General features: G+C 57.5%; 33 protein-coding genes. All 33 read left to right on the forward strand.

From position 1 onward, the window contains the following. The 33 genes from rpoC to rplQ all read left to right on the forward strand — a co-directional run bounded on the left by rpoC (position 1) and on the right by rplQ (position 22,590). Complete coding sequence (gene rpoC, locus LOY51_RS02540) at positions 1–4,200, forward strand: DNA-directed RNA polymerase subunit beta' (protein ID WP_125462382.1); 4,200 nt, start codon at positions 1–3, stop codon at positions 4,198–4,200. Positions 4,201–4,411: 211 nt separating this feature from the next. Then, positions 4,412–4,783 carry a 30S ribosomal protein S12 gene (gene rpsL, locus LOY51_RS02545; RefSeq protein WP_003255492.1) on the forward strand — a complete coding sequence of 124 codons (372 nt, stop codon included), beginning with the start codon at positions 4,412–4,414 and terminating at the stop codon, positions 4,781–4,783. A gap of 106 nt (positions 4,784–4,889) precedes the next feature. Next, on the forward strand, positions 4,890–5,360 hold the full coding sequence (rpsG, locus tag LOY51_RS02550; RefSeq protein ID WP_003246741.1) for a 30S ribosomal protein S7: 471 nt from the start codon (positions 4,890–4,892) through the stop codon (positions 5,358–5,360). A 30-nt stretch (positions 5,361–5,390) separates the two neighbouring features. Then, the gene (gene fusA, locus LOY51_RS02555) at positions 5,391–7,538 is read left to right on the forward strand and encodes an elongation factor G (protein ID WP_125462383.1); all 2,148 of its coding nucleotides are present in this window, start codon (positions 5,391–5,393) and stop codon (positions 7,536–7,538) included. Positions 7,539–7,565: 27 nt separating this feature from the next. Further along, entirely contained in the window at positions 7,566–8,759 is a 1,194-nt protein-coding gene (gene tuf, locus LOY51_RS02560) for an elongation factor Tu (RefSeq protein ID WP_016497741.1), read from the forward strand. A gap of 141 nt (positions 8,760–8,900) precedes the next feature. Then, positions 8,901–9,212: a 30S ribosomal protein S10 gene (gene rpsJ / locus LOY51_RS02565; RefSeq protein ID WP_003186070.1), complete on the forward strand. Its 312-nt coding sequence runs from the start codon at positions 8,901–8,903 to the stop codon at positions 9,210–9,212. 80 nt (positions 9,213–9,292) lie between these two features. Continuing rightward, complete coding sequence (rplC, locus tag LOY51_RS02570) at positions 9,293–9,928, forward strand: 50S ribosomal protein L3 (protein WP_011531887.1); 636 nt, start codon at positions 9,293–9,295, stop codon at positions 9,926–9,928. A 12-nt stretch (positions 9,929–9,940) separates the two neighbouring features. Next, a complete protein-coding gene (rplD, locus tag LOY51_RS02575; protein ID WP_003255485.1) occupies positions 9,941–10,543 on the forward strand; it encodes a 50S ribosomal protein L4 in 603 nt (200 codons plus the stop codon). Then, positions 10,540–10,839 (forward strand): 50S ribosomal protein L23, encoded by a 300-nt coding sequence (rplW, locus tag LOY51_RS02580; protein WP_003255484.1) that lies wholly within the window; start codon positions 10,540–10,542, stop codon positions 10,837–10,839. Before rplD ends, rplW begins: the two co-directional genes overlap by 4 nt. A gap of 14 nt (positions 10,840–10,853) precedes the next feature. Further along, on the forward strand, positions 10,854–11,678 hold the full coding sequence (gene rplB / locus LOY51_RS02585) for a 50S ribosomal protein L2 (RefSeq protein ID WP_003255483.1): 825 nt from the start codon (positions 10,854–10,856) through the stop codon (positions 11,676–11,678). A 16-nt stretch (positions 11,679–11,694) separates the two neighbouring features. After that, the gene (rpsS, locus tag LOY51_RS02590) at positions 11,695–11,970 is read left to right on the forward strand and encodes a 30S ribosomal protein S19 (protein WP_003255482.1); all 276 of its coding nucleotides are present in this window, start codon (positions 11,695–11,697) and stop codon (positions 11,968–11,970) included. An 11-nt stretch (positions 11,971–11,981) separates the two neighbouring features. After that, positions 11,982–12,314, forward strand: coding sequence for a 50S ribosomal protein L22 (gene rplV / locus LOY51_RS02595; RefSeq protein ID WP_003103908.1), 333 nt, complete (start codon positions 11,982–11,984; stop codon positions 12,312–12,314). Positions 12,315–12,327: 13 nt separating this feature from the next. After that, a complete protein-coding gene (rpsC, locus tag LOY51_RS02600; protein ID WP_011531889.1) occupies positions 12,328–13,014 on the forward strand; it encodes a 30S ribosomal protein S3 in 687 nt (228 codons plus the stop codon). A 12-nt stretch (positions 13,015–13,026) separates the two neighbouring features. Then, entirely contained in the window at positions 13,027–13,440 is a 414-nt protein-coding gene (rplP, locus tag LOY51_RS02605) for a 50S ribosomal protein L16 (RefSeq protein ID WP_009397508.1), read from the forward strand. Then, a complete protein-coding gene (gene rpmC, locus LOY51_RS02610; protein WP_002555481.1) occupies positions 13,440–13,631 on the forward strand; it encodes a 50S ribosomal protein L29 in 192 nt (63 codons plus the stop codon). The genes rplP and rpmC overlap by 1 nt, the downstream gene beginning before the upstream one ends. Positions 13,632–13,633: 2 nt before the next feature. Beyond that, the gene (gene rpsQ, locus LOY51_RS02615; protein WP_003255478.1) at positions 13,634–13,900 is read left to right on the forward strand and encodes a 30S ribosomal protein S17; all 267 of its coding nucleotides are present in this window, start codon (positions 13,634–13,636) and stop codon (positions 13,898–13,900) included. Between the two features lie 23 nt (positions 13,901–13,923). Continuing rightward, a complete protein-coding gene (gene rplN / locus LOY51_RS02620; protein WP_008089810.1) occupies positions 13,924–14,292 on the forward strand; it encodes a 50S ribosomal protein L14 in 369 nt (122 codons plus the stop codon). A gap of 11 nt (positions 14,293–14,303) precedes the next feature. Further along, entirely contained in the window at positions 14,304–14,618 is a 315-nt protein-coding gene (gene rplX / locus LOY51_RS02625) for a 50S ribosomal protein L24 (RefSeq protein ID WP_125462384.1), read from the forward strand. Between the two features lie 20 nt (positions 14,619–14,638). Further along, a complete protein-coding gene (gene rplE, locus LOY51_RS02630) occupies positions 14,639–15,178 on the forward strand; it encodes a 50S ribosomal protein L5 (protein WP_003255474.1) in 540 nt (179 codons plus the stop codon). A 13-nt stretch (positions 15,179–15,191) separates the two neighbouring features. Then, positions 15,192–15,497 (forward strand): 30S ribosomal protein S14, encoded by a 306-nt coding sequence (gene rpsN, locus LOY51_RS02635; RefSeq protein WP_023629181.1) that lies wholly within the window; start codon positions 15,192–15,194, stop codon positions 15,495–15,497. A gap of 210 nt (positions 15,498–15,707) precedes the next feature. Beyond that, positions 15,708–16,100, forward strand: coding sequence for a 30S ribosomal protein S8 (rpsH, locus tag LOY51_RS02640; RefSeq protein WP_110996348.1), 393 nt, complete (start codon positions 15,708–15,710; stop codon positions 16,098–16,100). A gap of 12 nt (positions 16,101–16,112) precedes the next feature. After that, complete coding sequence (gene rplF / locus LOY51_RS02645) at positions 16,113–16,646, forward strand: 50S ribosomal protein L6 (protein WP_110996349.1); 534 nt, start codon at positions 16,113–16,115, stop codon at positions 16,644–16,646. Positions 16,647–16,656: 10 nt separating this feature from the next. Then, on the forward strand, positions 16,657–17,007 hold the full coding sequence (gene rplR, locus LOY51_RS02650; protein WP_011531893.1) for a 50S ribosomal protein L18: 351 nt from the start codon (positions 16,657–16,659) through the stop codon (positions 17,005–17,007). Positions 17,008–17,010: 3 nt separating this feature from the next. Continuing rightward, positions 17,011–17,511: a 30S ribosomal protein S5 gene (gene rpsE / locus LOY51_RS02655; RefSeq protein ID WP_046857343.1), complete on the forward strand. Its 501-nt coding sequence runs from the start codon at positions 17,011–17,013 to the stop codon at positions 17,509–17,511. Between the two features lie 2 nt (positions 17,512–17,513). Beyond that, positions 17,514–17,690 (forward strand): 50S ribosomal protein L30, encoded by a 177-nt coding sequence (gene rpmD, locus LOY51_RS02660; protein ID WP_011531895.1) that lies wholly within the window; start codon positions 17,514–17,516, stop codon positions 17,688–17,690. A gap of 3 nt (positions 17,691–17,693) precedes the next feature. Continuing rightward, positions 17,694–18,128 (forward strand): 50S ribosomal protein L15, encoded by a 435-nt coding sequence (rplO, locus tag LOY51_RS02665; protein ID WP_110996350.1) that lies wholly within the window; start codon positions 17,694–17,696, stop codon positions 18,126–18,128. After that, the gene (gene secY / locus LOY51_RS02670) at positions 18,129–19,460 is read left to right on the forward strand and encodes a preprotein translocase subunit SecY (protein ID WP_003257108.1); all 1,332 of its coding nucleotides are present in this window, start codon (positions 18,129–18,131) and stop codon (positions 19,458–19,460) included. It begins immediately after the preceding gene. A 30-nt stretch (positions 19,461–19,490) separates the two neighbouring features. Continuing rightward, positions 19,491–19,607: a 50S ribosomal protein L36 gene (gene rpmJ / locus LOY51_RS02675; RefSeq protein ID WP_032116397.1), complete on the forward strand. Its 117-nt coding sequence runs from the start codon at positions 19,491–19,493 to the stop codon at positions 19,605–19,607. A gap of 129 nt (positions 19,608–19,736) precedes the next feature. Next, the gene (rpsM, locus tag LOY51_RS02680; protein WP_003255457.1) at positions 19,737–20,093 is read left to right on the forward strand and encodes a 30S ribosomal protein S13; all 357 of its coding nucleotides are present in this window, start codon (positions 19,737–19,739) and stop codon (positions 20,091–20,093) included. Positions 20,094–20,111: 18 nt separating this feature from the next. After that, on the forward strand, positions 20,112–20,501 hold the full coding sequence (gene rpsK, locus LOY51_RS02685) for a 30S ribosomal protein S11 (protein WP_003255454.1): 390 nt from the start codon (positions 20,112–20,114) through the stop codon (positions 20,499–20,501). 15 nt (positions 20,502–20,516) lie between these two features. Then, positions 20,517–21,137 carry a 30S ribosomal protein S4 gene (gene rpsD / locus LOY51_RS02690; RefSeq protein WP_110996351.1) on the forward strand — a complete coding sequence of 207 codons (621 nt, stop codon included), beginning with the start codon at positions 20,517–20,519 and terminating at the stop codon, positions 21,135–21,137. 22 nt (positions 21,138–21,159) lie between these two features. Then, positions 21,160–22,161, forward strand: a complete 1,002-nt coding sequence (locus LOY51_RS02695) for a DNA-directed RNA polymerase subunit alpha (RefSeq protein WP_003255452.1) — start codon at positions 21,160–21,162, stop codon at positions 22,159–22,161. 42 nt (positions 22,162–22,203) lie between these two features. Continuing rightward, positions 22,204–22,590: a 50S ribosomal protein L17 gene (rplQ, locus tag LOY51_RS02700; RefSeq protein ID WP_003255451.1), complete on the forward strand. Its 387-nt coding sequence runs from the start codon at positions 22,204–22,206 to the stop codon at positions 22,588–22,590. Positions 22,591–22,634 lie beyond the last annotated feature (44 nt).

Below are 22,634 nucleotides of genomic sequence, written 5' to 3' on the forward strand. Positions count from 1 at the left end.
TTGAAAGACCTACTGAATTTGCTGAAAAACCAGGGTCAAGTCGAAGAGTTCGACGCCATCCGTATCGGTCTGGCGTCGCCTGAAATGATCCGTTCGTGGTCGTTCGGTGAAGTCAAAAAGCCCGAGACCATCAACTACCGTACGTTCAAGCCTGAGCGTGACGGCCTGTTCTGCGCCAAGATCTTTGGCCCAGTCAAGGACTACGAGTGCCTGTGCGGCAAGTACAAGCGCCTGAAGCACCGTGGTGTGATCTGCGAGAAGTGCGGCGTTGAAGTCGCCCTGGCCAAGGTTCGCCGTGAGCGCATGGCGCACATCGAGCTGGCCTCGCCGGTTGCCCACATCTGGTTCCTGAAGTCGCTGCCGTCCCGTATCGGCCTGCTGATGGACATGACCCTGCGTGACATCGAGCGCGTGCTCTACTTCGAGAGCTACGTCGTGATCGACCCGGGCATGACCACCCTCGAGAAGGGTCAGCTGCTCAACGACGAACAGTACTTCGAAGCGCTGGAAGAGTTCGGTGACGACTTCGACGCCCGCATGGGTGCCGAGGCTGTCCGCGAGCTGCTGCACGCTATCGACCTGGAGCACGAGATTGGCCGCCTGCGCGAAGAAATTCCGCAAACCAACTCGGAAACCAAGATCAAGAAGCTGTCCAAGCGCCTGAAGCTGATGGAAGCTTTCCAGGGCTCGGGCAACCTGCCTGAGTGGATGGTCCTGACCGTCCTGCCAGTTCTGCCGCCGGACCTGCGTCCGCTGGTACCGCTGGATGGCGGCCGCTTCGCGACCTCTGACCTGAACGATCTGTATCGTCGGGTGATCAACCGTAACAACCGTCTGAAGCGCCTGCTCGATCTGTCGGCGCCGGACATCATCGTGCGCAACGAAAAGCGCATGCTGCAGGAGGCGGTCGACGCCCTGCTCGACAACGGCCGTCGCGGTCGCGCCATCACTGGCTCGAACAAGCGTCCGCTGAAGTCGCTGGCCGACATGATCAAAGGTAAGCAAGGTCGCTTCCGTCAGAACTTGCTCGGTAAGCGCGTGGACTACTCCGGTCGTTCGGTAATTACCGTAGGCCCGACCCTGCGCCTGCACCAGTGCGGTCTGCCGAAGAAGATGGCCCTCGAGCTGTTCAAACCGTTCATTTTCGGCAAGCTGGAAATGCGTGGTCTGGCGACCACCATCAAGGCCGCCAAGAAGATGGTCGAGCGCGAGCTGCCAGAGGTGTGGGACGTTCTCGCCGAAGTGATTCGCGAACACCCCGTACTGCTCAACCGTGCACCGACCCTTCACCGTCTGGGTATCCAGGCCTTTGAACCGGTACTGATCGAAGGTAAGGCGATTCAGCTGCACCCGCTGGTCTGCGCCGCGTACAACGCCGACTTCGACGGTGACCAGATGGCCGTTCACGTGCCGCTGACGCTGGAAGCCCAGCTCGAAGCGCGCGCGCTGATGATGTCGACCAACAACATTCTGTCGCCAGCCAACGGTGAGCCAATCATCGTTCCGTCGCAGGACGTTGTACTGGGTCTGTACTACATGACCCGTGAAGCCATCAACGCCAAGGGCGAAGGTCGCGTATTCGCCGACCTGCAGGAAGTCGACCGCGTATTCCGCGCCGGCGAAGCTGCCCTGCACGCGAAAATCAAGGTTCGTATCAACGAAACCGTGAAAGAGCGTGATGGTTCGGTAGTCAAGAACACCCGCATCGTCGACACCACCGTCGGCCGTGCGCTGCTGTTCCAGGTTGTACCGGCAGGCCTGCCGTACGACGTGGTCAACCAGCCGATGAAGAAGAAGGCGATCTCCAAGCTGATCAACCAGTGCTACCGCGTGGTTGGTCTGAAAGAGACCGTTATCTTCGCTGACCAGCTGATGTACACCGGTTTCGCTTACTCGACCATTTCCGGCGTTTCCATCGGTGTTAACGACTTCGTTATCCCGGACGAGAAAGCCCGCATCATCGGTAACGCTACCGATGAAGTGAAGGAAATCGAGAGCCAGTATGCCTCCGGCCTGGTAACCCAGGGCGAGAAGTACAACAAGGTCATCGACTTGTGGTCGAAGGCGAACGACGAAGTGTCCAAGGCGATGATGGCCAACCTCTCGAAAGAGAAGGTCATCGACCGCGAAGGCAAGGAAGTCGAGCAAGAATCCTTCAACTCGATGTACATGATGGCTGACTCCGGTGCTCGTGGTTCCGCGGCCCAGATCCGTCAGCTGGCCGGTATGCGTGGCCTGATGGCCAAGCCGGACGGCTCGATCATCGAGACGCCGATCACCGCGAACTTCCGTGAAGGTCTGAGCGTACTGCAGTACTTCATCTCGACTCACGGTGCTCGTAAAGGTCTGGCGGATACCGCACTGAAGACAGCTAACTCCGGTTACCTGACTCGCCGTCTGGTGGACGTTGCCCAGGATCTGGTCGTGACCGAGATCGACTGCGGCACCGATCAGGGCCTGCTGATGACCCCGCACATCGAAGGCGGCGACGTTGTCGAGCCGCTGGGTGAGCGCGTACTGGGTCGTGTCATCGCCCGTGACGTGTTCAAGCCAGGTACCGAGGACGTCATCGTTCCTGCCGGCACCCTGGTCGACGAGCAGTGGGTCGAGTTCATCGAGCTGAACAGCATCGACGAAGTGGTCGTGCGTTCGCCGATCAGCTGCGAAACCCGCTACGGCATCTGCGCCAAGTGCTACGGTCGCGACCTGGCTCGCGGTCACCAGGTGAACATCGGTGAAGCTGTCGGCGTTATCGCTGCACAGTCGATCGGTGAGCCGGGTACCCAGCTGACCATGCGTACGTTCCACATCGGTGGTGCTGCAAGCCGTACTTCGGCTGCCGACAGCGTCCAGGTGAAGAACGGCGGTATGGTGCGTCTGCACAACCTGAAGCAGGTCGAGCGTGCCGATGGCAACCTGGTTGCCGTGTCGCGTTCCGGCGAACTGGCCATTGCCGATGAATTCGGTCGTGAGCGTGAGCGCTACAAGCTGCCTTACGGTGCGGTAATTTCGGTCAAGGAAGGTGACAAGGTCGAAGCTGGCGCCATCGTCGCCAAGTGGGACCCGCACACCCACCCGATCGTTACCGAGCTGAAAGGTACCGTGACCTTCGTGGGCATGGAAGAAAACATCACCATCAAGCGCCAGACCGACGAACTGACCGGTCTGACCAACATTGAAGTCCTGGACGTCAAGGATCGCCCTGCCGCAGGCAAGGAAATCCGTCCGGCCATCAAGATGGTCGATGCCAATGGCAAGGATCTGTACCTGCCAGGTACCGACGTACCTGCTCAGTACTTCCTGCCAGCCAACGCCCTCGTCGGTGTGGCTGACGGTGCTCAGATCGGCGTCGGTGATGTTATTGCGCGTATCCCGCAAGAAACCTCGAAGACCCGTGACATCACCGGTGGTCTGCCACGTGTTGCCGACCTGTTCGAAGCGCGTCGTCCGAAAGAAGCCTCGATTCTGGCTGAAGTCAGCGGCACCATTGCCTTCGGTAAAGAGACCAAGGGCAAGCGCCGTCTGGTCATCACCCCGACCGATGGCAGCGATCCGTACGAAGAGCTGATTCCGAAGTGGCGCCACCTGAACGTCTTCGAAGGCGAACAGGTAAACCGCGGCGAAGTTATCTCCGACGGCCCGAGCGATCCGCACGACATCCTGCGTCTGCTGGGTGTCAGCGCGCTGGCGAAGTACATCGTCAACGAGATCCAGGACGTTTACCGTCTGCAAGGCGTTAAGATCAACGACAAGCACATCGAGACCATCCTGCGTCAGATGCTGCGCAAGGTCGAGATCGCCGAGTCGGGCGACTCCAGCTTCATCAAGGGCGACCAGATGGAACTGACTCACGTGCTGGTCGAGAACGAGCGTCTCGCCGCCGAAGACAAGTTCATCTCGAAGTTCACCCGTGTGCTGCTGGGTATCACCAAGGCCTCGCTGTCGACCGAATCGTTCATCTCCGCGGCTTCCTTCCAGGAAACCACCCGCGTACTGACCGAAGCGGCCGTTACCGGCAAGCGCGATTACCTGCGCGGCCTGAAAGAGAACGTGGTCGTGGGTCGTCTGATCCCGGCCGGTACCGGTCTGGCCTATCACAGCGAGCGCAAGCGCCGCCGTGAAGCCGACAAGCCGCTGCGTGTGAGCGCCAGTGAGGTGGAAGCCGCACTGACCGAAGCGCTGAACTCCAGCGGTAACTAAGTACAGGGCAGGGCCCCGGCAAACCCCGCGCGACCATCGATGACATGAAATGTTGCCGATGATCGGGCGGGGAGGGCCGGGGCCTCGTCTTGACTGGGTGCAAGATCCTCCGTAGACTTTTGTACCCTTAAATTTGGTGAGGCTCCGTCTCGCCAATTTTTGGCTTTCTTGCAAGACAATTGAGTCGCAAGGCAATCAGTGGAGCTAGTAGATGGCAACTATCAACCAGCTGGTACGTCAGCCGCGTAAGCGTTCGGTCGAGAAATCGGACGTTCCTGCGCTGCAGAACTGCCCGCAACGTCGTGGCGTGTGCACCCGCGTGTACACCACTACGCCGAAAAAACCTAACTCGGCACTGCGTAAAGTATGCCGTGTGCGTCTGACCAACGGTTTCGAGGTTTCCTCGTACATCGGTGGTGAAGGCCACAACCTGCAAGAGCACAGCGTCGTCCTGATCCGTGGCGGCCGTGTAAAAGACTTGCCAGGTGTTCGTTACCACACCGTTCGCGGCTCTCTGGATACTTCGGGCGTCAAAGGCCGTAACCAGGGTCGTTCGAAGTACGGTACCAAGCGTCCGAAGTAATCGGCCGTTTGCAGACATCCATTTTTTTGAGTCGATAAGAGTAAGGTCGGGCAGGGGTCGAAGACCCACGTCCCGGGCTAACCTGAAGACCGTTTGAGGGCTTATCATGCCAAGACGTCGTGTAGCAGCAAAACGTGAGATCCTTGACGATCCGAAGTACGGATCCCAGATCCTCGCCAAGTTCATGAACCACGTGATGGAAAGCGGCAAGAAGGCCGTAGCCGAGCGCATCGTTTACGGTGCCCTGGATACCGTCAAAGCACGCAAGAACAGCGACCCCCTGGAAATCTTCGAGAAAGCTCTCGACGCCATCGCTCCGCTGGTCGAAGTTAAGTCCCGCCGTGTTGGCGGTGCCACTTACCAGGTCCCGGTTGAAGTTCGTCCATCCCGTCGTAACGCTCTGGCAATGCGCTGGCTCGTAGACTACGCCCGCAAGCGCGGCGAGAAGTCGATGGCCCTGCGCCTGGCCGGTGAACTGCTGGATGCTGCCGAAGGCAAAGGTGCTGCAGTCAAGAAGCGTGAAGACGTTCACCGTATGGCTGAAGCCAACAAAGCGTTCTCGCACTACCGCTTCTAATTCAAGCATCAATCATTTTGCGAGGGCTTTATGGCTCGTACTACAGCAATTAACCGCTACCGTAACATTGGTATCTGTGCCCACGTTGACGCGGGCAAGACCACCACTACCGAGCGGATCCTGTTCTACACAGGTCTGAGCCACAAGATGGGCGAGGTGCATGACGGCGCCGCGACCACCGACTGGATGGTGCAGGAGCAGGAGCGCGGTATCACCATTACCTCCGCTGCCGTTACCACCTTCTGGAAAGGTTCCCGTGGTCAGTACGACAACTACCGCGTAAACGTCATCGATACCCCCGGCCACGTTGACTTCACCATTGAAGTAGAGCGTTCGCTGCGCGTACTCGACGGCGCGGTCGTTGTGTTCTGCGGTACCTCCGGCGTTGAGCCGCAGTCCGAAACCGTATGGCGTCAAGCCAACAAGTACGGCGTTCCACGTGTTGTTTACGTGAACAAGATGGACCGTGCTGGTGCCAACTTCCTGCGCGTTATCGGCCAGATCAAGAACCGCCTGGGTCACACCCCGGTTCCGGTCCAGCTGGCTATCGGTGCAGAAGACGACTTCCAGGGTCAGGTTGACCTGATCAAGATGAAAGCCATCTACTGGAACGACGACGACAAAGGTACTACCTACCGCGAGGAAGAGATTCCTGCTGAGCTGGTGGACCTGGCCAACGAATGGCGCAGCAACATGGTTGAGGCTGCTGCCGAGGCCAACGAAGAGCTGATGAACAAGTACCTTGAAGAAGGTGACCTGTCCGTCGAAGACATCAAGGCTGGTCTGCGCGCCCGTACCCTGGCGAGCGAGATCGTTCCTGCAGTCTGCGGTTCCTCGTTCAAGAACAAGGGCGTTCCCCTGGTTCTCGATGCCGTTATCGACTTCCTGCCTGCTCCGACCGAAATCCCGGCGATCAAGGGTATCCACCCTGACCTGATCGACGTGCCGAAGGACGAAGTCACCGCAGAGCAGTACGATGAGCGTCCTGCTGACGACAACGAGCCGTTCTCGGCCCTGGCGTTCAAGATTGCCACCGACCCGTTCGTTGGTACTCTGACCTTCGTCCGCGTTTACTCGGGCTTCCTGACCTCCGGTGACTCCGTCATCAACTCGGTCAAGGGCAAGAAAGAGCGCGTTGGTCGTATGGTGCAGATGCACGCCAACCAGCGTGAAGAGATCAAAGAAGTACGCGCTGGCGACATCGCTGCTCTGATCGGCATGAAGGACGTCACCACCGGTGACACCCTGTGCAACGCCGACAAGCCGATCATTCTCGAGCGTATGGACTTCCCTGAGCCGGTAATCTCGCTCTCCGTAGAGCCGAAAACCAAGGCTGACCAGGAGAAGATGGGTATCGCTCTGGGCAAGCTGGCCCAGGAAGACCCGTCGTTCCGCGTCAAGACCGACGAAGAAACCGGCCAGACCATCATCTCCGGTATGGGTGAGCTGCACCTGGACATCCTCGTTGACCGCATGAAGCGCGAGTTCAACGTCGAGTGCAACGTCGGCAAGCCGCAGGTTTCGTACCGCGAGAAGATCACCAAGTCCAACGTCGAGATCGAAGGTAAGTTCGTTCGTCAGTCGGGTGGTCGTGGTCAGTTCGGTCACTGCTGGATCCGTTTCTCGGAGCCGGACGTGGACGACAAAGGCAATATCACCGAAGGTCTGGTGTTCTCCAACGAAGTCGTTGGTGGTGTGATTCCTAAGGAATTCATCGCCCCGATCCAGAAGGGCATCGAAGAGCAGATGAAAAACGGCGTTGTTGCCGGCTATCCGCTGCTCGGCCTGAAGGCCACGGTATTCGACGGTTCGTACCACGACGTCGACTCCAACGAAATGGCGTTCAAAATCGCTGCTTCGATGGCCACCAAGCAACTGGCCCAGAAGGGCGGTGGCGTGGTCCTCGAACCGATCATGAAGGTCGAAGTTGTAACCCCGGAAGATTACCTGGGTGACGTGATGGGTGACCTGAGCCGTCGTCGTGGGATGATCCAGGGTAATGAAGACTCGGTGTCCGGCAAGGTAATCACTGCTGAGGTGCCGCTCGGAGAGATGTTCGGTTACGCGACCGACGTTCGTTCCATGTCTCAGGGTCGCGCAAGCTACTCCATGGAATTCTCCAAATACGCCGAAGCTCCGTCGAACATCGTCGAAGCACTCGTTAAAAAACAAGGCTAATCCCCTTTAGGCAAGAGGTTCACTGTCGTGGCTAAAGAAAAATTTGATCGTTCCCTTCCCCACGTTAACGTCGGCACCATCGGCCACGTTGACCACGGTAAGACCACTCTGACCGCAGCTCTGACCCGCGTCTGCTCCGAAGTTTTCGGTTCGGCCGTCGTTGAGTTCGACAAGATCGACTCGGCTCCGGAAGAAAAAGCTCGCGGTATCACCATCAACACCGCGCACGTCGAGTACAACTCGAACATTCGTCACTACGCTCACGTTGACTGCCCAGGTCACGCTGACTACGTGAAGAACATGATCACCGGTGCTGCCCAGATGGACGGCGCGATCCTGGTTTGCTCGGCCGCCGATGGTCCGATGCCACAAACCCGTGAGCACATCCTGCTGTCCCGCCAGGTTGGCGTTCCGTACATCGTGGTCTTCCTGAACAAGGCTGACCTGGTAGACGACGCTGAGCTGCTGGAACTGGTCGAGATGGAAGTTCGCGACCTGCTGTCCACCTACGACTTCCCAGGCGACGACACCCCGATCATCATCGGTTCGGCTCGTATGGCTCTGGAAGGCAAAGACGACAACGAAATGGGCACCACCGCTGTCAAGCGTCTGGTTGAAACTCTGGACAGCTACATCCCAGAGCCAGAGCGTGCTATCGACAAGCCGTTCCTGATGCCAATCGAAGACGTGTTCTCGATCTCCGGTCGCGGTACCGTTGTTACCGGCCGTATCGAGCGCGGTATCGTTCGCGTTCAAGACCCGCTGGAAATCGTTGGTCTGCGTGACACCACCACCACCACCTGCACCGGCGTTGAGATGTTCCGCAAGCTGCTGGACGAAGGTCGTGCTGGCGAGAACTGCGGCGTCCTGCTGCGTGGTACCAAGCGTGACGACGTTGAGCGTGGTCAGGTTCTGGTCAAGCCAGGTTCGGTCAAGCCGCACACCAAGTTCACCGCAGAAGTCTACGTTCTGTCGAAGGAAGAAGGCGGTCGTCACACTCCGTTCTTCAAAGGCTACCGTCCTCAGTTCTACTTCCGTACCACTGACGTGACCGGTAACTGCGAACTGCCGGAAGGCGTTGAAATGGTAATGCCAGGTGACAACATTCAGATGACTGTCACCCTGATCAAGACCATCGCAATGGAAGACGGTCTGCGCTTCGCCATCCGTGAAGGCGGTCGTACCGTCGGCGCCGGCGTCGTAGCCAAAATCATCGAGTAATCACTCGACCGATTGAAAAAGCCCCCGCTCAGCGGGGGCTTTTTTTATTGGGTTGACACTAAATTGGGGCGTCTATAGAATCACGCCTCCTTTTAGCGGGCGTAGTGCGTCCGTTGGGAACAGCCTGGAGTCTGAAATCCAATGCAAAATCAGCAAATCCGTATCAGGTTGAAGGCTTTCGACCATCGCCTGATCGACCAATCCACCCAGGAAATCGTGGAAACCGCGAAACGTACTGGTGCACAAGTGCGTGGTCCAATTCCACTGCCTACCCGCAAAGAGCGTTTCACCGTTCTGGTCTCCCCGCACGTCAACAAAGACGCGCGTGACCAGTACGAGATTCGCACTCATAAGCGTGTTCTGGACATCGTCCAGCCAACGGATAAAACCGTTGACGCGCTGATGAAGCTTGATCTGGCGGCCGGTGTGGAAGTACAGATCAGCCTCGGCTAAGACTTCGGTCTGGTCGTGTAACGCTCTGAAATGGGCGGCCATAGCGGGTGAAAGCCCCGTACACTCATGAGGTTTACAACATGACTATTGGTGTAGTCGGTCGAAAAGCGGGTATGACCCGTATTTTCACCGAAGAAGGTGTCTCCATTCCGGTCACGGTCATTGAGATCGAGCCGAATCGCGTCACCCAGTTCAAAACCGAAGAAACTGATGGCTACCGTGCAGTGCAAGTCACTGTCGGCGAGCGTCGTGCTTCGCGTGTGACCGCCGCTCAGGCTGGCCACTTTGCCAAGGCCAACGTTGCCGCTGGTCGCGGTGTCTGGGAGTTCCGTCTTGAAGAAGGCGATTTCCAGGCTGGCGATCTGATCAAAGCTGAACTCTTCACTGCAGGCCAGCTGGTAGACGTAACCGGTCAGTCCAAAGGTAAAGGCTTCGCCGGTACCATCAAGCGCTGGAACTTCCGTGGTCAAGATAACACCCACGGTAACTCCGTATCGCACCGTGTCCCTGGCTCCATCGGCCAGTGCCAGACTCCTGGTCGTGTATTCAAGGGCAAGAAAATGTCCGGTCACATGGGCGCTGAGCGCGTGACTGTGCAGTCCCTGGAAGTAGTACGCGTAGACGCTGAACGCAACCTGCTGCTGATCAAGGGTGCCGTTCCAGGCGCTACTGGCGGCGACGTGGTTGTGCGTCCAGCTGTCAAGGCTCGCGGGTAAGGGGAAACTGACATGCAACTTAATGTAAATGACGCTCAGGCGATCGAAGTTTCCGAACTGACTTTCGGTGGCGAATTCAACGAGACGCTGGTACACCAAGCAGTCGTGGCCTACATGGCCGGCGGCCGTCAGGGCACCAAGCAGCAGAAGACCCGTTCTGACGTGGCCGGTGGCGGTAAGCGCCCATGGCGTCAGAAAGGTACTGGCCGTGCTCGTGCCGGTACTACCCGTGGTCCGATCTGGCGTGGCGGTGGTGTAACCTTCGCAGCTCGTCCTCAGGATCACTCGCAGAAGCTCAACAAGAAGATGTATCGCGCAGCTCTGCGCTCCATCCTCGCTGAGCTGGTGCGTAGCGACCGTCTGGTCGTGGTTCAGGACTTCGCTGTTGAAGCACCGAAAACCAAAGACCTGCTGAACAAGCTGAACGGCATGGGTCTGAGCGATGTTCTGATCGTTTCGGACGCTGTTGATCAGAACCTGTACCTGGCTGCTCGCAACCTGCCGCACGTCGATGTACGTGACGTTCAAGGTTCCGACCCGGTCAGTCTGATCGCATACGAGAAGGTGTTGATCACCGTCTCGGCCGTGAAGAAATTCGAGGAGCTGCTGGGATGAACCAGGAACGCGTATTCAAAGTCCTCCTTGGCCCGCACGTTTCCGAGAAGGCTACCGTTCTGGCTGAGAAGAAAGGCCAGTTCGTATTCAAGGTTGCTACCGATGCAACCAAGCTGGAAATCAAGAAAGCTGTCGAAGGCCTGTTCAACGTAAAAGTTGAAAACGTGTCGACTGTTAACGTTCTGGGTAAAACCAAGCGTACCGCACGTGGTCTGGGCAAGCGTAATGACTGGAAGAAGGCAATCGTCTCCCTTCAGCCAGGCCAAGATCTCGATTTCAGCAGCAGTGCTGAGTAAGGAAGGGGTGCATCATGGCAATCGTTAAATGCAAACCGACTTCCCCTGGCCGCCGTTTTGTGGTCAAGGTGGTCAACAAGGAGCTGCACAAAGGCGCTCCTCACGCACCGCTGATCGAGAAAAAATCGAAGTCTGGTGGTCGTAACAACAATGGCCGCATCACCACGCGTCACGTGGGTGGTGGTCATAAGCAGCATTACCGTCTGGTCGACTTCCGTCGCAACGACAAGGATGGCATTCCAGCCACCGTCGAGCGTATCGAATACGACCCGAACCGTACTGCTCACATCGCCCTGCTGTGCTACGCAGACGGTGAGCGTCGCTACATCATCGCCCCTAAAGGCGTGAGCGCTGGCGACCAGCTGATTGCAGGTGCCCTGGCCCCAATCAAGGCCGGTAACTCCCTGCAGCTGCGCAACATTCCAGTAGGTAGCACCATTCACGGCATCGAACTGAAGCCGGGTAAAGGTGCTCAGATCGCTCGTTCCGCTGGTGCTTCGGCTCAGCTGATCGCTCGCGAAGGTGTCTACGTGACCCTGCGTCTGCGCTCTGGTGAAATGCGTAAAGTCCTGGCTGAGTGCCGTGCGACCCTGGGCGAAGTCTCGAACTCCGAGCACAGCCTGCGTTCGCTGGGTAAAGCTGGTGCCAAACGCTGGCGCGGCGTTCGCCCAACCGTTCGTGGTGTTGCCATGAACCCGGTTGACCACCCGCATGGTGGTGGTGAAGGTCGTACCTCCGGTGGTCGTCATCCGGTATCGCCATGGGGCTTCCCAACCAAGGGTGCTAAAACCCGTGGTAATAAGCGTACCGACAACATGATCGTCCGTCGTCGCAAGTAACTAGAGGGATACGACAGTGCCACGTTCTCTGAAAAAAGGTCCTTTTATCGATCTTCACCTGTTGAAGAAGGTCGAAGTGGCGGTGGAGAAGAACGATCGCAAGCCAGTTAAAACCTGGTCGCGCCGTTCGATGATCCTGCCACAAATGGTCGGTCTGACCATCGCGGTACACAACGGTCGCCAACACGTCCCAGTTCTCGTGAACGAAGACATGGTCGGCCACAAACTGGGCGAGTTCGCCGGTACCCGCACCTATCGCGGGCACGTGGCTGACAAGAAAGCCAAGCGTTAAGGGGTAAGGAAATGGAAGTAGCCGCTAAGTTGTCGGGCGCTCGCATCTCCGCCCAGAAAGCCCGCTTGGTCGCCGACCAGATCCGCGGGAAGAAGGTGGGCGAAGCGCTCAACCTGTTGGCCTTCAGCAGCAAAAAAGCCGCTGAAATCATGAAGAAAGTCCTCGAGTCGGCCGTTGCCAACGCCGAACACAACGAAGGCGCAGACGTTGATGACCTGAAGGTCTCCACCGTCTTCGTCAACGAAGGGCGTTCGCTGAAGCGCATCATGCCGCGTGCCAAAGGCCGCGCTGATCGCATCGTCAAGCGGTCTTGCCATATCACTGTCAAGGTTGCGGACAAGTAACGGAGTCGATCAGATGGGTCAGAAAGTACATCCCACTGGCATTCGCCTGGGAATCGTCAAGGAGCACACCTCCGTCTGGTACGCAGACGGCGCGACTTACGCAGATTACCTGCTGAAGGATCTGCAAACTCGTGAGTACCTCCAAGACAAACTAAAAAGCGCGTCCGTAAGCCGTATCGATATTCATCGTCCGGCTCAAACTGCACGCATCACCATCCACACCGCTCGTCCCGGTATCGTTATCGGCAAGAAAGGTGAAGATGTTGAGAAGCTGCGTCAGGACCTGACCAAGCAGATGGGTGTGCCTGTGCACATCAACATCGAAGAGATCCGCAAGCCGGAACTCGACGCTATGCTGGTTGCTCAGAGCGTAGCCCAGCAGCTGGAACGCCGCGTAATGTTCCGTCGCGCCATGAAGCGCGCCGTACAGAACGCCATGCGTATTGGTGCCAAGGGCATCAAGATCCAGGTGAGCGGTCGTCTCGGCGGTGCCGAGATCGCACGTACCGAGTGGTATCGCGAAGGTCGTGTGCCCCTGCACACCCTGCGTGCCGATATCGACTACAACACCTACGAAGCTCACACCACCTACGGTGTGATCGGTGTCAAGGTTTGGATCTTCAAAGGCGAAGTGATTGGTGGTCGCCAGGAAGAGCTGAAGCCTCAAGCACCAGCGCCTCGTAAAAAAGCTGCTAAGTAAGGGGTACGCCAAATGTTGCAACCAAAGCGTACAAAATTCCGCAAGCAGATGACTGGCCACAACCGTGGTCTGGCACTGCGCGGTAGCAAGGTCAGCTTCGGCGAGTTCGCTCTGAAAGCTGTCGCCCGCGGTCGTCTCACCGCTCGCCAGATCGAGTCGGCACGTCGTGCCCTGACCCGTCACGTTAAGCGTGGCGGCAAGATCTGGATCCGTGTGTTCCCGGACAAGCCGGTTACCAAGAAGCCTCTCGAAGTGCGGATGGGTAAAGGTAAGGGTTCCGTGGAATACTGGGTTGCCCAGATTCAGCCAGGCAAAGTCCTGTACGAGATCGAGGGTGTTTCTGAAGAGCTGGCGCGCGAAGCTTTCGCCCTGGCCGCTGCAAAGCTGCCTCTCGCCACCTCCTTTGTTAAGCGGACGGTGATGTGATGAAAGCGAATGAACTTCGTGAAAAATCCGCACAGCAACTGAATGAGCAACTGCTCGGCTTGCTGCGCGACCAGTTCAATCTGCGCATGCAGAAAGCAACTGGCCAGTTGGGGCAGTCGCACCTGCTCTCGCAAGTTAAGCGTGACATCGCTCGCGTGAAAACTGTGCTCAACCAGCAGGCAGGTAAGTGATCATGGCTGAAGCTGAAAAAACCGTCCGTACGCTGACTGGCCGTGTCGTCAGCGACAAAATGGACAAGACCATCACCGTTCTGATCGAGCGTCGCGTAAAGCACCCGATCTACGGTAAATACGTTAAGCGTTCGACTAAGCTGCACGCGCACGACGAAGCCAACCAGTGCAAGATCGGCGACAAGGTTTCCATTCGCGAAACCCGTCCGCTGGCCAAGACCAAGTCCTGGGCACTGGTTGAAGTCCTCGAACGCGCTGTTGAAGTCTAAGGGCTAGGGGTCGGAGAAATTTTATGATTCAGACTCAATCCATGCTCGATGTGGCCGATAACAGCGGCGCTCGTCGCGTCATGTGCATCAAGGTGCTCGGCGGTTCGCACCGCCGTTACGCCGGCATCGGTGACATCATCAAGGTAACCGTCAAGGAAGCAATTCCGCGCGGTAAGGTCAAAAAAGGCCAAGTGATGACTGCTGTTGTCGTCCGTACCCGTCACGGTGTACGTCGCGCTGACGGTTCCATCATTCGTTTCGACGGCAACGCTGCTGTTCTGCTGAACACCAAGCAAGAGCCGATCGGCACTCGCATCTTCGGGCCAGTGACCCGTGAACTTCGTACCGAGAAGTTCATGAAGATCGTCTCGCTCGCCCCTGAAGTGCTCTAAGGAGATCCGACATGCAAAAGATTCGTCGTGACGACGAGATCATCGTGATCGCCGGCAAAGACAAAGGTAAGCGCGGTAAGGTGCTGAAGGTTCTCGCTGATGACCGTTTGGTCGTCGGTGGTGTCAACCTGGTCAAGCGTCATACCAAGCCTAACCCGATGGCGGGCGTCCAGGGCGGTATCGTCGAGAAAGAAGCGCCACTGCACGCTTCCAACGTTGCCATCTTCAACAGCGAAACCAACAAAGCTGACCGCGTTGGTTTCAAAGTAGAAGAAGGTAAGAAAATTCGTGTCTTCAAGTCGACCCAAAAAGCGGTTGATGCTTGAACACTGCTAGGTAGAAGACCATGGCACGACTGAAAGAGATTTACCGGAACGAAATCGCTCCTAAGCTTAAGGAAGAACTTAAGCTGTCGAACGTGATGGAAGTTCCTCGCGTTACCAAAATCACCCTGAACATGGGTCTGGGCGAAGCGATCGGCGACAAGAAAGTCATCGAGCACGCTGTAGCTGACCTGGAAAAGATCACCGGTCAAAAGCCGGTCGTGACTTTCGCTCGCAAATCCATCGCTGGCTTCAAAGTCCGCGAAGGCTGGCCGATCGGCGTCAAGGTGACCCTGCGTAGCGACAAGATGTACGAATTCCTGGACCGCCTGCTGGCGATCTCCCTGCCTCGGGTTCGCGACTTCCGCGGCCTGAATGCCAAGTCCTTCGATGGTCGTGGCAACTACAGCATGGGCGTGAAAGAGCAGATCATCTTCCCGGAAATCGACTACGACAAGATCGATGCTCTGCGCGGTTTGGACATCACCCTGACCACCACTGCTCGTTCGGACGACGAAGGCCGCGCTCTGCTGCGTGCTTTCAAGTTCCCGTTCCGCAACTGATTGGAGTAGGAAAATGGCCAAGAAGAGCATGAAAAACCGCGAGCTGAAGCGTCAGCTCACGGTAGCCAAGTACGCCAAAAAGCGTGCCGAGCTGAAAGCGACCATCGTCAACCTGAACGCCTCTCCAGAAGAGCGTTTCGCTGCCGTTGTCGCTCTGCAGAAGCAGCCACGTGACGCTAGCGCCTCGCGCATGCGTAACCGCTGCCGCATCACCGGTCGTCCGCACGGCGTGTACCGCAAGTTCGGCCTCGGCCGTAACAAGCTGCGCGAAGCCGCCATGCGTGGTGATGTGCCAGGTCTGGTCAAGGCCAGCTGGTAATCCCGGTTGGCGTGACCGCCGGCGGAAGGGGAGAAATCTTCCGACCGCCGGTGACCTCGCAAAGAAACAAGCCCCTATATGGGGCTTGTTTCGTTTCTGCCTTGTGTCTAGAATGACCGGCTCACCTGAGCCTGGGTTTTTTACCCTGCCTGCCCGGGTGGTTGTGATAGCCGCAAGGCTAATAATTCTTGTATCAGGAGCATCTAGCCCATGAGTATGCAGGACCCGTTAGCGGACATGCTAACTCGCATCCGTAATGCCCAGATGGCTGAAAAGTCTGTCGTAAGCATGCCTTCCTCCACGCTGAAGGTCGCGGTTGCCAAAGTACTGAAAGACGAAGGTTACATCGCCGGCTACGAAGTCAGCGGCGAAGCCAAGCCTTCCCTGTCGATCGAACTGAAGTACTTCGAAGGCCGTCCGGTCATCGAGGAACTGAAGCGCACCAGCCGTCCAGGCCTGCGCCAGTACAAGGCCGTCACTGACCTGCCGAAAGTACGTGGCGGTCTGGGCGTGTCTATCGTCTCCACCAACAAAGGTGTGATGACTGACCGCGCTGCGCGCGCTGCCGGTGTCGGCGGCGAAGTTCTGTGCACAGTGTTCTAAGGGGAGATAGGCATGTCTCGCGTCGCTAAGAACCCCGTTAAGCTGCCAGCAGGCGTCGAAGTCAAATTCGCCGGTCAGCAGCTTTCGGTGAAGGGTGCCAAGGGCACTCTCGAACTGAACGTTCACTCGTCTGTTGAAGTTACCGAAGAAGCTGGCGAGCTGCGTTTCGTCGCTCGCAACGGTGATCAGCAAGCTCGCGCCATGGCCGGTACCACCCGCGCCCTGGTGAACAACATGGTCCAGGGCGTAAGCCAAGGCTTCGAGCGCAAGCTCCAGCTGGTCGGTGTTGGTTACAAGGCACAGGCCAAGGGCACCATCCTGAACCTGGCTCTGGGCTTCTCGCACCCAGTGGATTACGAACTGCCAGCCGGTATCACCGCTGAAACTCCTAGCCAGACCGACATCCTGATCAAGGGTATCGACAAGCAGCTGGTAGGTCAGGTGGCCGCTGAAGTCCGCGGTTTCCGTCCGCCAGAGCCTTACAAGGGCAAGGGTGTGCGTTACGCGGATGAAGTAGTCCGTCGTAAAGAAGCCAAGAAGAAGTAGGGCCTAGCAAATGACCGACAAAAAAGTTACTCGACTGCGTCGCGCTCGCAAAGCACGCCTGAAAATGCACGAGCTCGAAGCCGTGCGTCTGTGCGTGTTCCGCTCCTCGCAGCACATCTACGCCCAGGTCATCTCGGCCGACGGCAGCAAGGTTCTGGCAAGTGCCTCGACCTTGGACAAAGAACTGCGTGATGGTGCCACCGGCAACATCGACGCGGCCACTAAGGTTGGCAAGCTGGTAGCTGAGCGTGCGAAAGCCGCCGGTGTATCTCAAGTTGCCTTTGACCGTTCCGGCTTCAAGTACCATGGCCGCGTCAAAGCGCTGGCTGATGCTGCTCGTGAAGGCGGGCTGGAGTTCTAAGTTATGGCAAATAACGATCAAAAGCGCGACGAAGGCTACATCGAGAAGCTGGTTCAAGTTAACCGCGTTGCCAAGACCGTCAAAGGCGGCCGTATCTTCACCTTCACCGCGCTGACCGTGGTAGGTGATGGCAAAGGCCGCGTTGGCTTCGGCCGTGGCAAATCGCGCGAAGTACCAGCTGCGATCCAGAAAGCCATGGAAGCTGCTCGTCGCAACATGATTCAGGTTGACCTGAAAGGCACCACTCTGCAGTACGCCACCAAGGCCGCCCACGGCGCCTCGAAGGTTTACATGCAGCCTGCCTCGGAAGGTACCGGTATCATCGCCGGTGGCGCAATGCGTGCCGTCCTGGAAGTTGCTGGCGTTCAGAACGTCCTGGCCAAGTGCTACGGCTCGACCAACCCAGTGAACGTGGTACACGCCACCTTCAAGGGTCTGAAAGCCATGCAATCCCCTGAGTCCATTGCTGCCAAGCGCGGCAAGACTGTTGAGGAGATCCGCTGATCATGGCAACCGTTAAAGTTACGCTGATCAAGAGCGTCTCGGGCCGTATCCCTAACCACAAACTGTGCGTCAAGGGTCTGGGTCTGCGTCGTATCGGTCACACTGTAGAAGTCCAGGATACTCCCGAGAACCGCGGGATGATCAACAAGGCTTACTACATGCTGAAGGTCGAGGGTTAATCGATGAAACTCAATGATCTGAGTCCAGCGCCGGGTTCCCGTCGCGAGAAGCACCGTCCGGGCCGTGGTATCGGTAGCGGTCTGGGCAAGACTGGTGGCCGTGGTCACAAAGGTCAGACTTCGCGTTCCGGTGGCACCATTGCTCCAGGCTTCGAAGGCGGTCAACAGCCGCTGCACCGTCGCCTGCCGAAGTTCGGCTTCGTATCCCTGAAAGCCATGGACCGCGCAGAAGTGCGTCTGTCCGAGCTGGCCAAGGTGGAAGGCGATCTGATCACCGTTCAGTCCCTCAAGGACGCCAACGTGATCGGCCAGCACGTACAGCGCGTGAAAATCATGCTGTCGGGCGAAGTCACTCGCGCAGTCACCCTTAAGGGTATCGCCGTCACCAAAGGTGCACGTGCGGCTATCGAAGCAGCTGGCGGCAAGTTCGAGGAATAAATGGCTAAGCAAGGTGCTCTCTCTTCGCTCGGCAAGGGCGGGATGTCGGAACTCTGGGCTCGTCTGCGTTTTCTGTTCATGGCGATCATCGTCTATCGGATTGGCGCGCACATCCCGGTACCAGGCATTAACCCGGACCGTCTCGCGGATCTGTTCCGGCAGAATGAGGGGACCATTCTTAGCTTGTTCAACATGTTTTCCGGCGGCGCGCTGGAGCGTATGAGCATCTTTGCACTGGGGATCATGCCGTACATCTCGGCATCGATCATCATGCAGCTTATGACCGCTGTCAGCCCGCAGCTGGAGCAGTTGAAGAAGGAAGGTGAAGCTGGCCGTCGCAAGATCAGCCAGTACACCCGCTACGGCACCGTAATCCTGGCGCTGGTTCAAGCCATTGGCATGTCCATTGGCCTGGCCAACCAGGGCGTGGCGTTTTCTGTTGGCCTCGGCTTCCATGTCGTCGCCGTCTCCACCTTCGTGGCAGGCGCGATGTTCATGATGTGGCTGGGTGAGCAGATCACCGAGCGCGGTGTGGGCAACGGTATCTCGATGTTGATCTTCGCAGGTATCGTTGCCGGTCTTCCGAGAGCAATCGGGCAGTCTTTCGAGTCTGCGCGTACAGGCGATATCAACATCTTCGCCCTGGTCGCTATCGGTTTGCTGGCAGTAGCGATTATCGGTTTCGTGGTGTTCATTGAGCGTGGTCAGCGTCGTATCGCCGTTCACTACGCCAAGCGTCAGCAGGGCCGCAAGGTCTTCGCTGCGCAGACCAGCCACCTGCCGCTGAAAGTGAACATGGCGGGCGTAATCCCGGCCATTTTCGCGAGCAGCATCTTGCTGTTCCCGGCTTCGCTGGGTGCCTGGTTCGGTCAGTCCGAAGGTATGGGCTGGCTGCAGGACATCTCGCAGTCGATCGCTCCTGGTCAGCCGTTGAACATTCTGCTGTTTAGTGCAGGGATCATTTTCTTCTGCTTCTTCTACACAGCGTTGATGTTCAATCCGAAAGACGTAGCGGAAAACCTGAAGAAGTCCGGTGCCTTTATTCCGGGTATCCGTCCTGGTGAGCAGTCGGCGCGCTACATTGATGGCGTTCTGACCCGTTTGACCATGTTCGGTGCTCTTTACATGATGGCCGTGTGCCTGCTGCCCCAGTTCCTGGTGGTGGCTGCAAACGTGCCGTTCTACCTTGGCGGGACCTCGTTGCTGATTGTGGTAGTGGTTGTGATGGACTTCATGTCCCAAGTACAATCGCACCTCGTTTCGCACCAGTACGAATCCCTGATGAAGAAAGCCAACCTGAAAGGCTACGGCGGCAGCGGTCTGCTGCGCTGATCTAGCCCCTTAAGGTTCGAGGAGTCGGTAATGAAAGTTCGTGCATCGGTGAAAAAGCTGTGCCGCAACTGCAAGATTATTCGTCGCGAAGGTATCGTGCGCGTGATCTGCAGCGTGGAACCGCGTCACAAGCAGCGCCAAGGCTGAGTGTGATCTGCGTCAAACCCAGCAGCTAGTGTGCTGCTGGGTTGATTATTCGTTTCTACAGCGATATTATCTCGCGCCCTATTTCTTGGCTTCCGGGGCGTAGGTAGCTGTCAATTGGAGTCCCACTGAATGGCCCGTATTGCAGGCGTCAACATTCCAGATAACAAGCATACTGTTATCTCGCTGACCTACATCTATGGTGTCGGTCGCACTACTGCACAGAAAATCTGTGCAGACGCTGGTGTCAACCCAGCCGCAAAGATCAAGGATCTGAGCGACGAGCAAATCGAAACCCTGCGTGGCGAAGTTGCGAAGTTCACCACCGAAGGTGACCTGCGTCGTGACATCAACATGAAGATCAAACGCTTGATGGACCTGGGTTGCTACCGCGGCCTGCGTCATCGTAAAGGTCTGCCGGTTCGCGGTCAGCGCACCAAGACCAACGCACGCACCCGTAAGGGCCCGCGTAAGCCGATCCGCAAGTAATCGCCCAGGAATATAGACATGGCAAAACCTGCTGCTCGTCCTCGTAAAAAAGTCAAAAAGACAGTGGTTGATGGCATCGCCCACATCCATGCGTCTTTCAACAACACCATCGTGACCATCACCGACCGTCAGGGCAACGCACTGTCCTGGGCGACCTCCGGTGGTTCGGGTTTCCGTGGTTCGCGCAAATCCACCCCGTTCGCAGCTCAGATCGCTGCTGAGCGTGCTGGTCAAGCTGCGCTGGAATACGGCCTGAAAAACCTCGACGTCAACGTCAAGGGTCCAGGTCCGGGTCGTGAATCCGCCGTTCGTGCACTGAACAGCTGCGGCTACAAGATCGCCAGCATCACCGACGTGACGCCAATCCCGCATAACGGGTGCCGTCCGCCGAAGAAGCGTCGCGTGTAATCAGGAGACAGATAAATGGCACGTTACATTGGTCCAAAATGCAAACTGTCTCGCCGTGAAGGCACTGACCTGTTCCTGAAGAGCGGCGTTCGCGCTCTGGAATCGAAGTGCAACATCGAAGCAGCCCCAGGTATCCACGGCCAGCGCCGTGGCCGTCAGTCCGACTACGGTACCCAGCTGCGCGAGAAACAAAAAGTTCGTCGTATCTACGGTGTTCTGGAGCGTCAATTCCGCGGTTACTACCAAGCGGCTGCCTCGAAGAAAGGCGCCACCGGTGAGAACCTGCTGCAGATGCTCGAGTCCCGTCTGGACAACGTCGTCTACCGTATGGGCTTCGGTTCTACCCGTTCCGAGTCCCGTCAGCTGGTTTCGCACAAAGCAATCAGCGTCAACGGCAAGACCGTGAACATTCCATCCTACCAAGTTCGTCCGGGTGACGTGGTCGCAGTTCGCGAGAAGTCGCTGAACCAGCTGCGCATTGTTCAAGCCCTTGAACTGTGCTCTCAGCGTGGCCGCGTTGAGTGGGTAGACGTGGATGCTGCTAAAAAGTCGGGCGTTTTCAAGAACGTTCCTGCTCGCAGCGACCTGTCCGCCGACATCAACGAAAACCTGATTGTCGAGCTCTACTCCAAGTAAGGGCTAGAAAATAGGTGCATCCATGCAGATTTCGGTAAATGAGTTTCTGACACCCCGCCACATTGATGTGCAGGTTGTCAGTCCAACCCGCGCCAAGATCACGCTCGAGCCTCTCGAGCGTGGCTTCGGCCATACCCTGGGCAACGCGCTGCGCCGCATCCTGTTGTCCTCCATGCCTGGCTGTGCAGTAGTCGAGGCCGAGATCGATGGCGTACTCCATGAGTACTCCGCGATCGAAGGTGTACAGGAAGACGTCATTGAAATCCTGTTGAACCTGAAAGGCCTGGCTATCAAGCTGCACGGTCGTGACGAAGTTACGCTGACCTTGTCGAAAAAGGGTTCGGGGGTGGTTACCGCTGCCGATATTCAGCTGGATCACGATGTCGAGATCGTCAACCCCGATCACGTAATCGCGAACCTGGCGTCCAACGGCGCCCTGAACATGAAGCTCACTGTAGCTCGTGGTCGCGGTTACGAGCCGGCCGACTCCCGTCAGACCGACGAAGACGAAAGCCGTAGCATTGGCCGTCTGCAGCTGGACGCTTCGTTCAGCCCGGTGCGTCGTATCGCCTATGTGGTCGAGAACGCCCGTGTTGAACAGCGTACCAACCTGGACAAACTGGTCATCGATCTGGAAACCAACGGTACCCTGGATCCTGAAGAGGCCATCCGTCGTGCCGCGACCATCCTGCAACAGCAGCTGGCCGCGTTCGTCGACCTCAAGGGTGACAGCGAGCCGGTCGTGGTCGAGCAGGAAGACGAGATCGATCCGATCCTGCTGCGCCCGGTTGACGACCTGGAACTGACCGTACGTTCGGCCAACTGCCTCAAGGCGGAGAACATCTACTACATCGGCGACCTGATTCAGCGTACCGAAGTAGAGCTGTTGAAGACTCCTAACCTGGGCAAGAAGTCCCTGACTGAAATCAAGGACGTCCTGGCCTCCCGTGGTCTGTCTCTCGGCATGCGCCTCGACAACTGGCCGCCTGCAAGCCTTAAGAAAGACGACAAGGCGACAGCCTGATCGTCGTAATCACCGAACGTTGTGTTTGGTAAGGAATGAATCATGCGTCATCGTAAAAGTGGACGTCACCTGAGCCGTACCAGCTCTCACCGCAAAGCTATGTTCCAGAACATGGCTGTGTCGCTGATCGAGCACGAGCTGATCAAAACCACCCTGCCGAAAGCCAAGGAACTGCGCCGCGTTGCCGAGCCGCTGATCACCCTGGCCAAGGAAGACAGCGTTGCCAACCGTCGTCTGGCCTTCGACCGTACTCGTTCGAAGTCCGCTGTTGGCAAACTGTTCAACGACCTGGGCAAGCGTTACGCCACCCGTCAGGGCGGCTACCTGCGCATCCTGAAGTGCGGTTTCCGCGCTGGCGACAACGCTCCTATGGCGTACGTCGAGCTGGTTGATCGTCCGGTCGGTGGTGCTGTAGAAGCTGCCGAGTAAGACGTTCTGTCTGCTACAAAGAACCGGGCCTAGTGCCCGGTTTT

This window comes from Pseudomonas sichuanensis (assembly GCF_024749065.1).
Lineage (GTDB): Bacteria > Pseudomonadota > Gammaproteobacteria > Pseudomonadales > Pseudomonadaceae > Aquipseudomonas > Aquipseudomonas sichuanensis.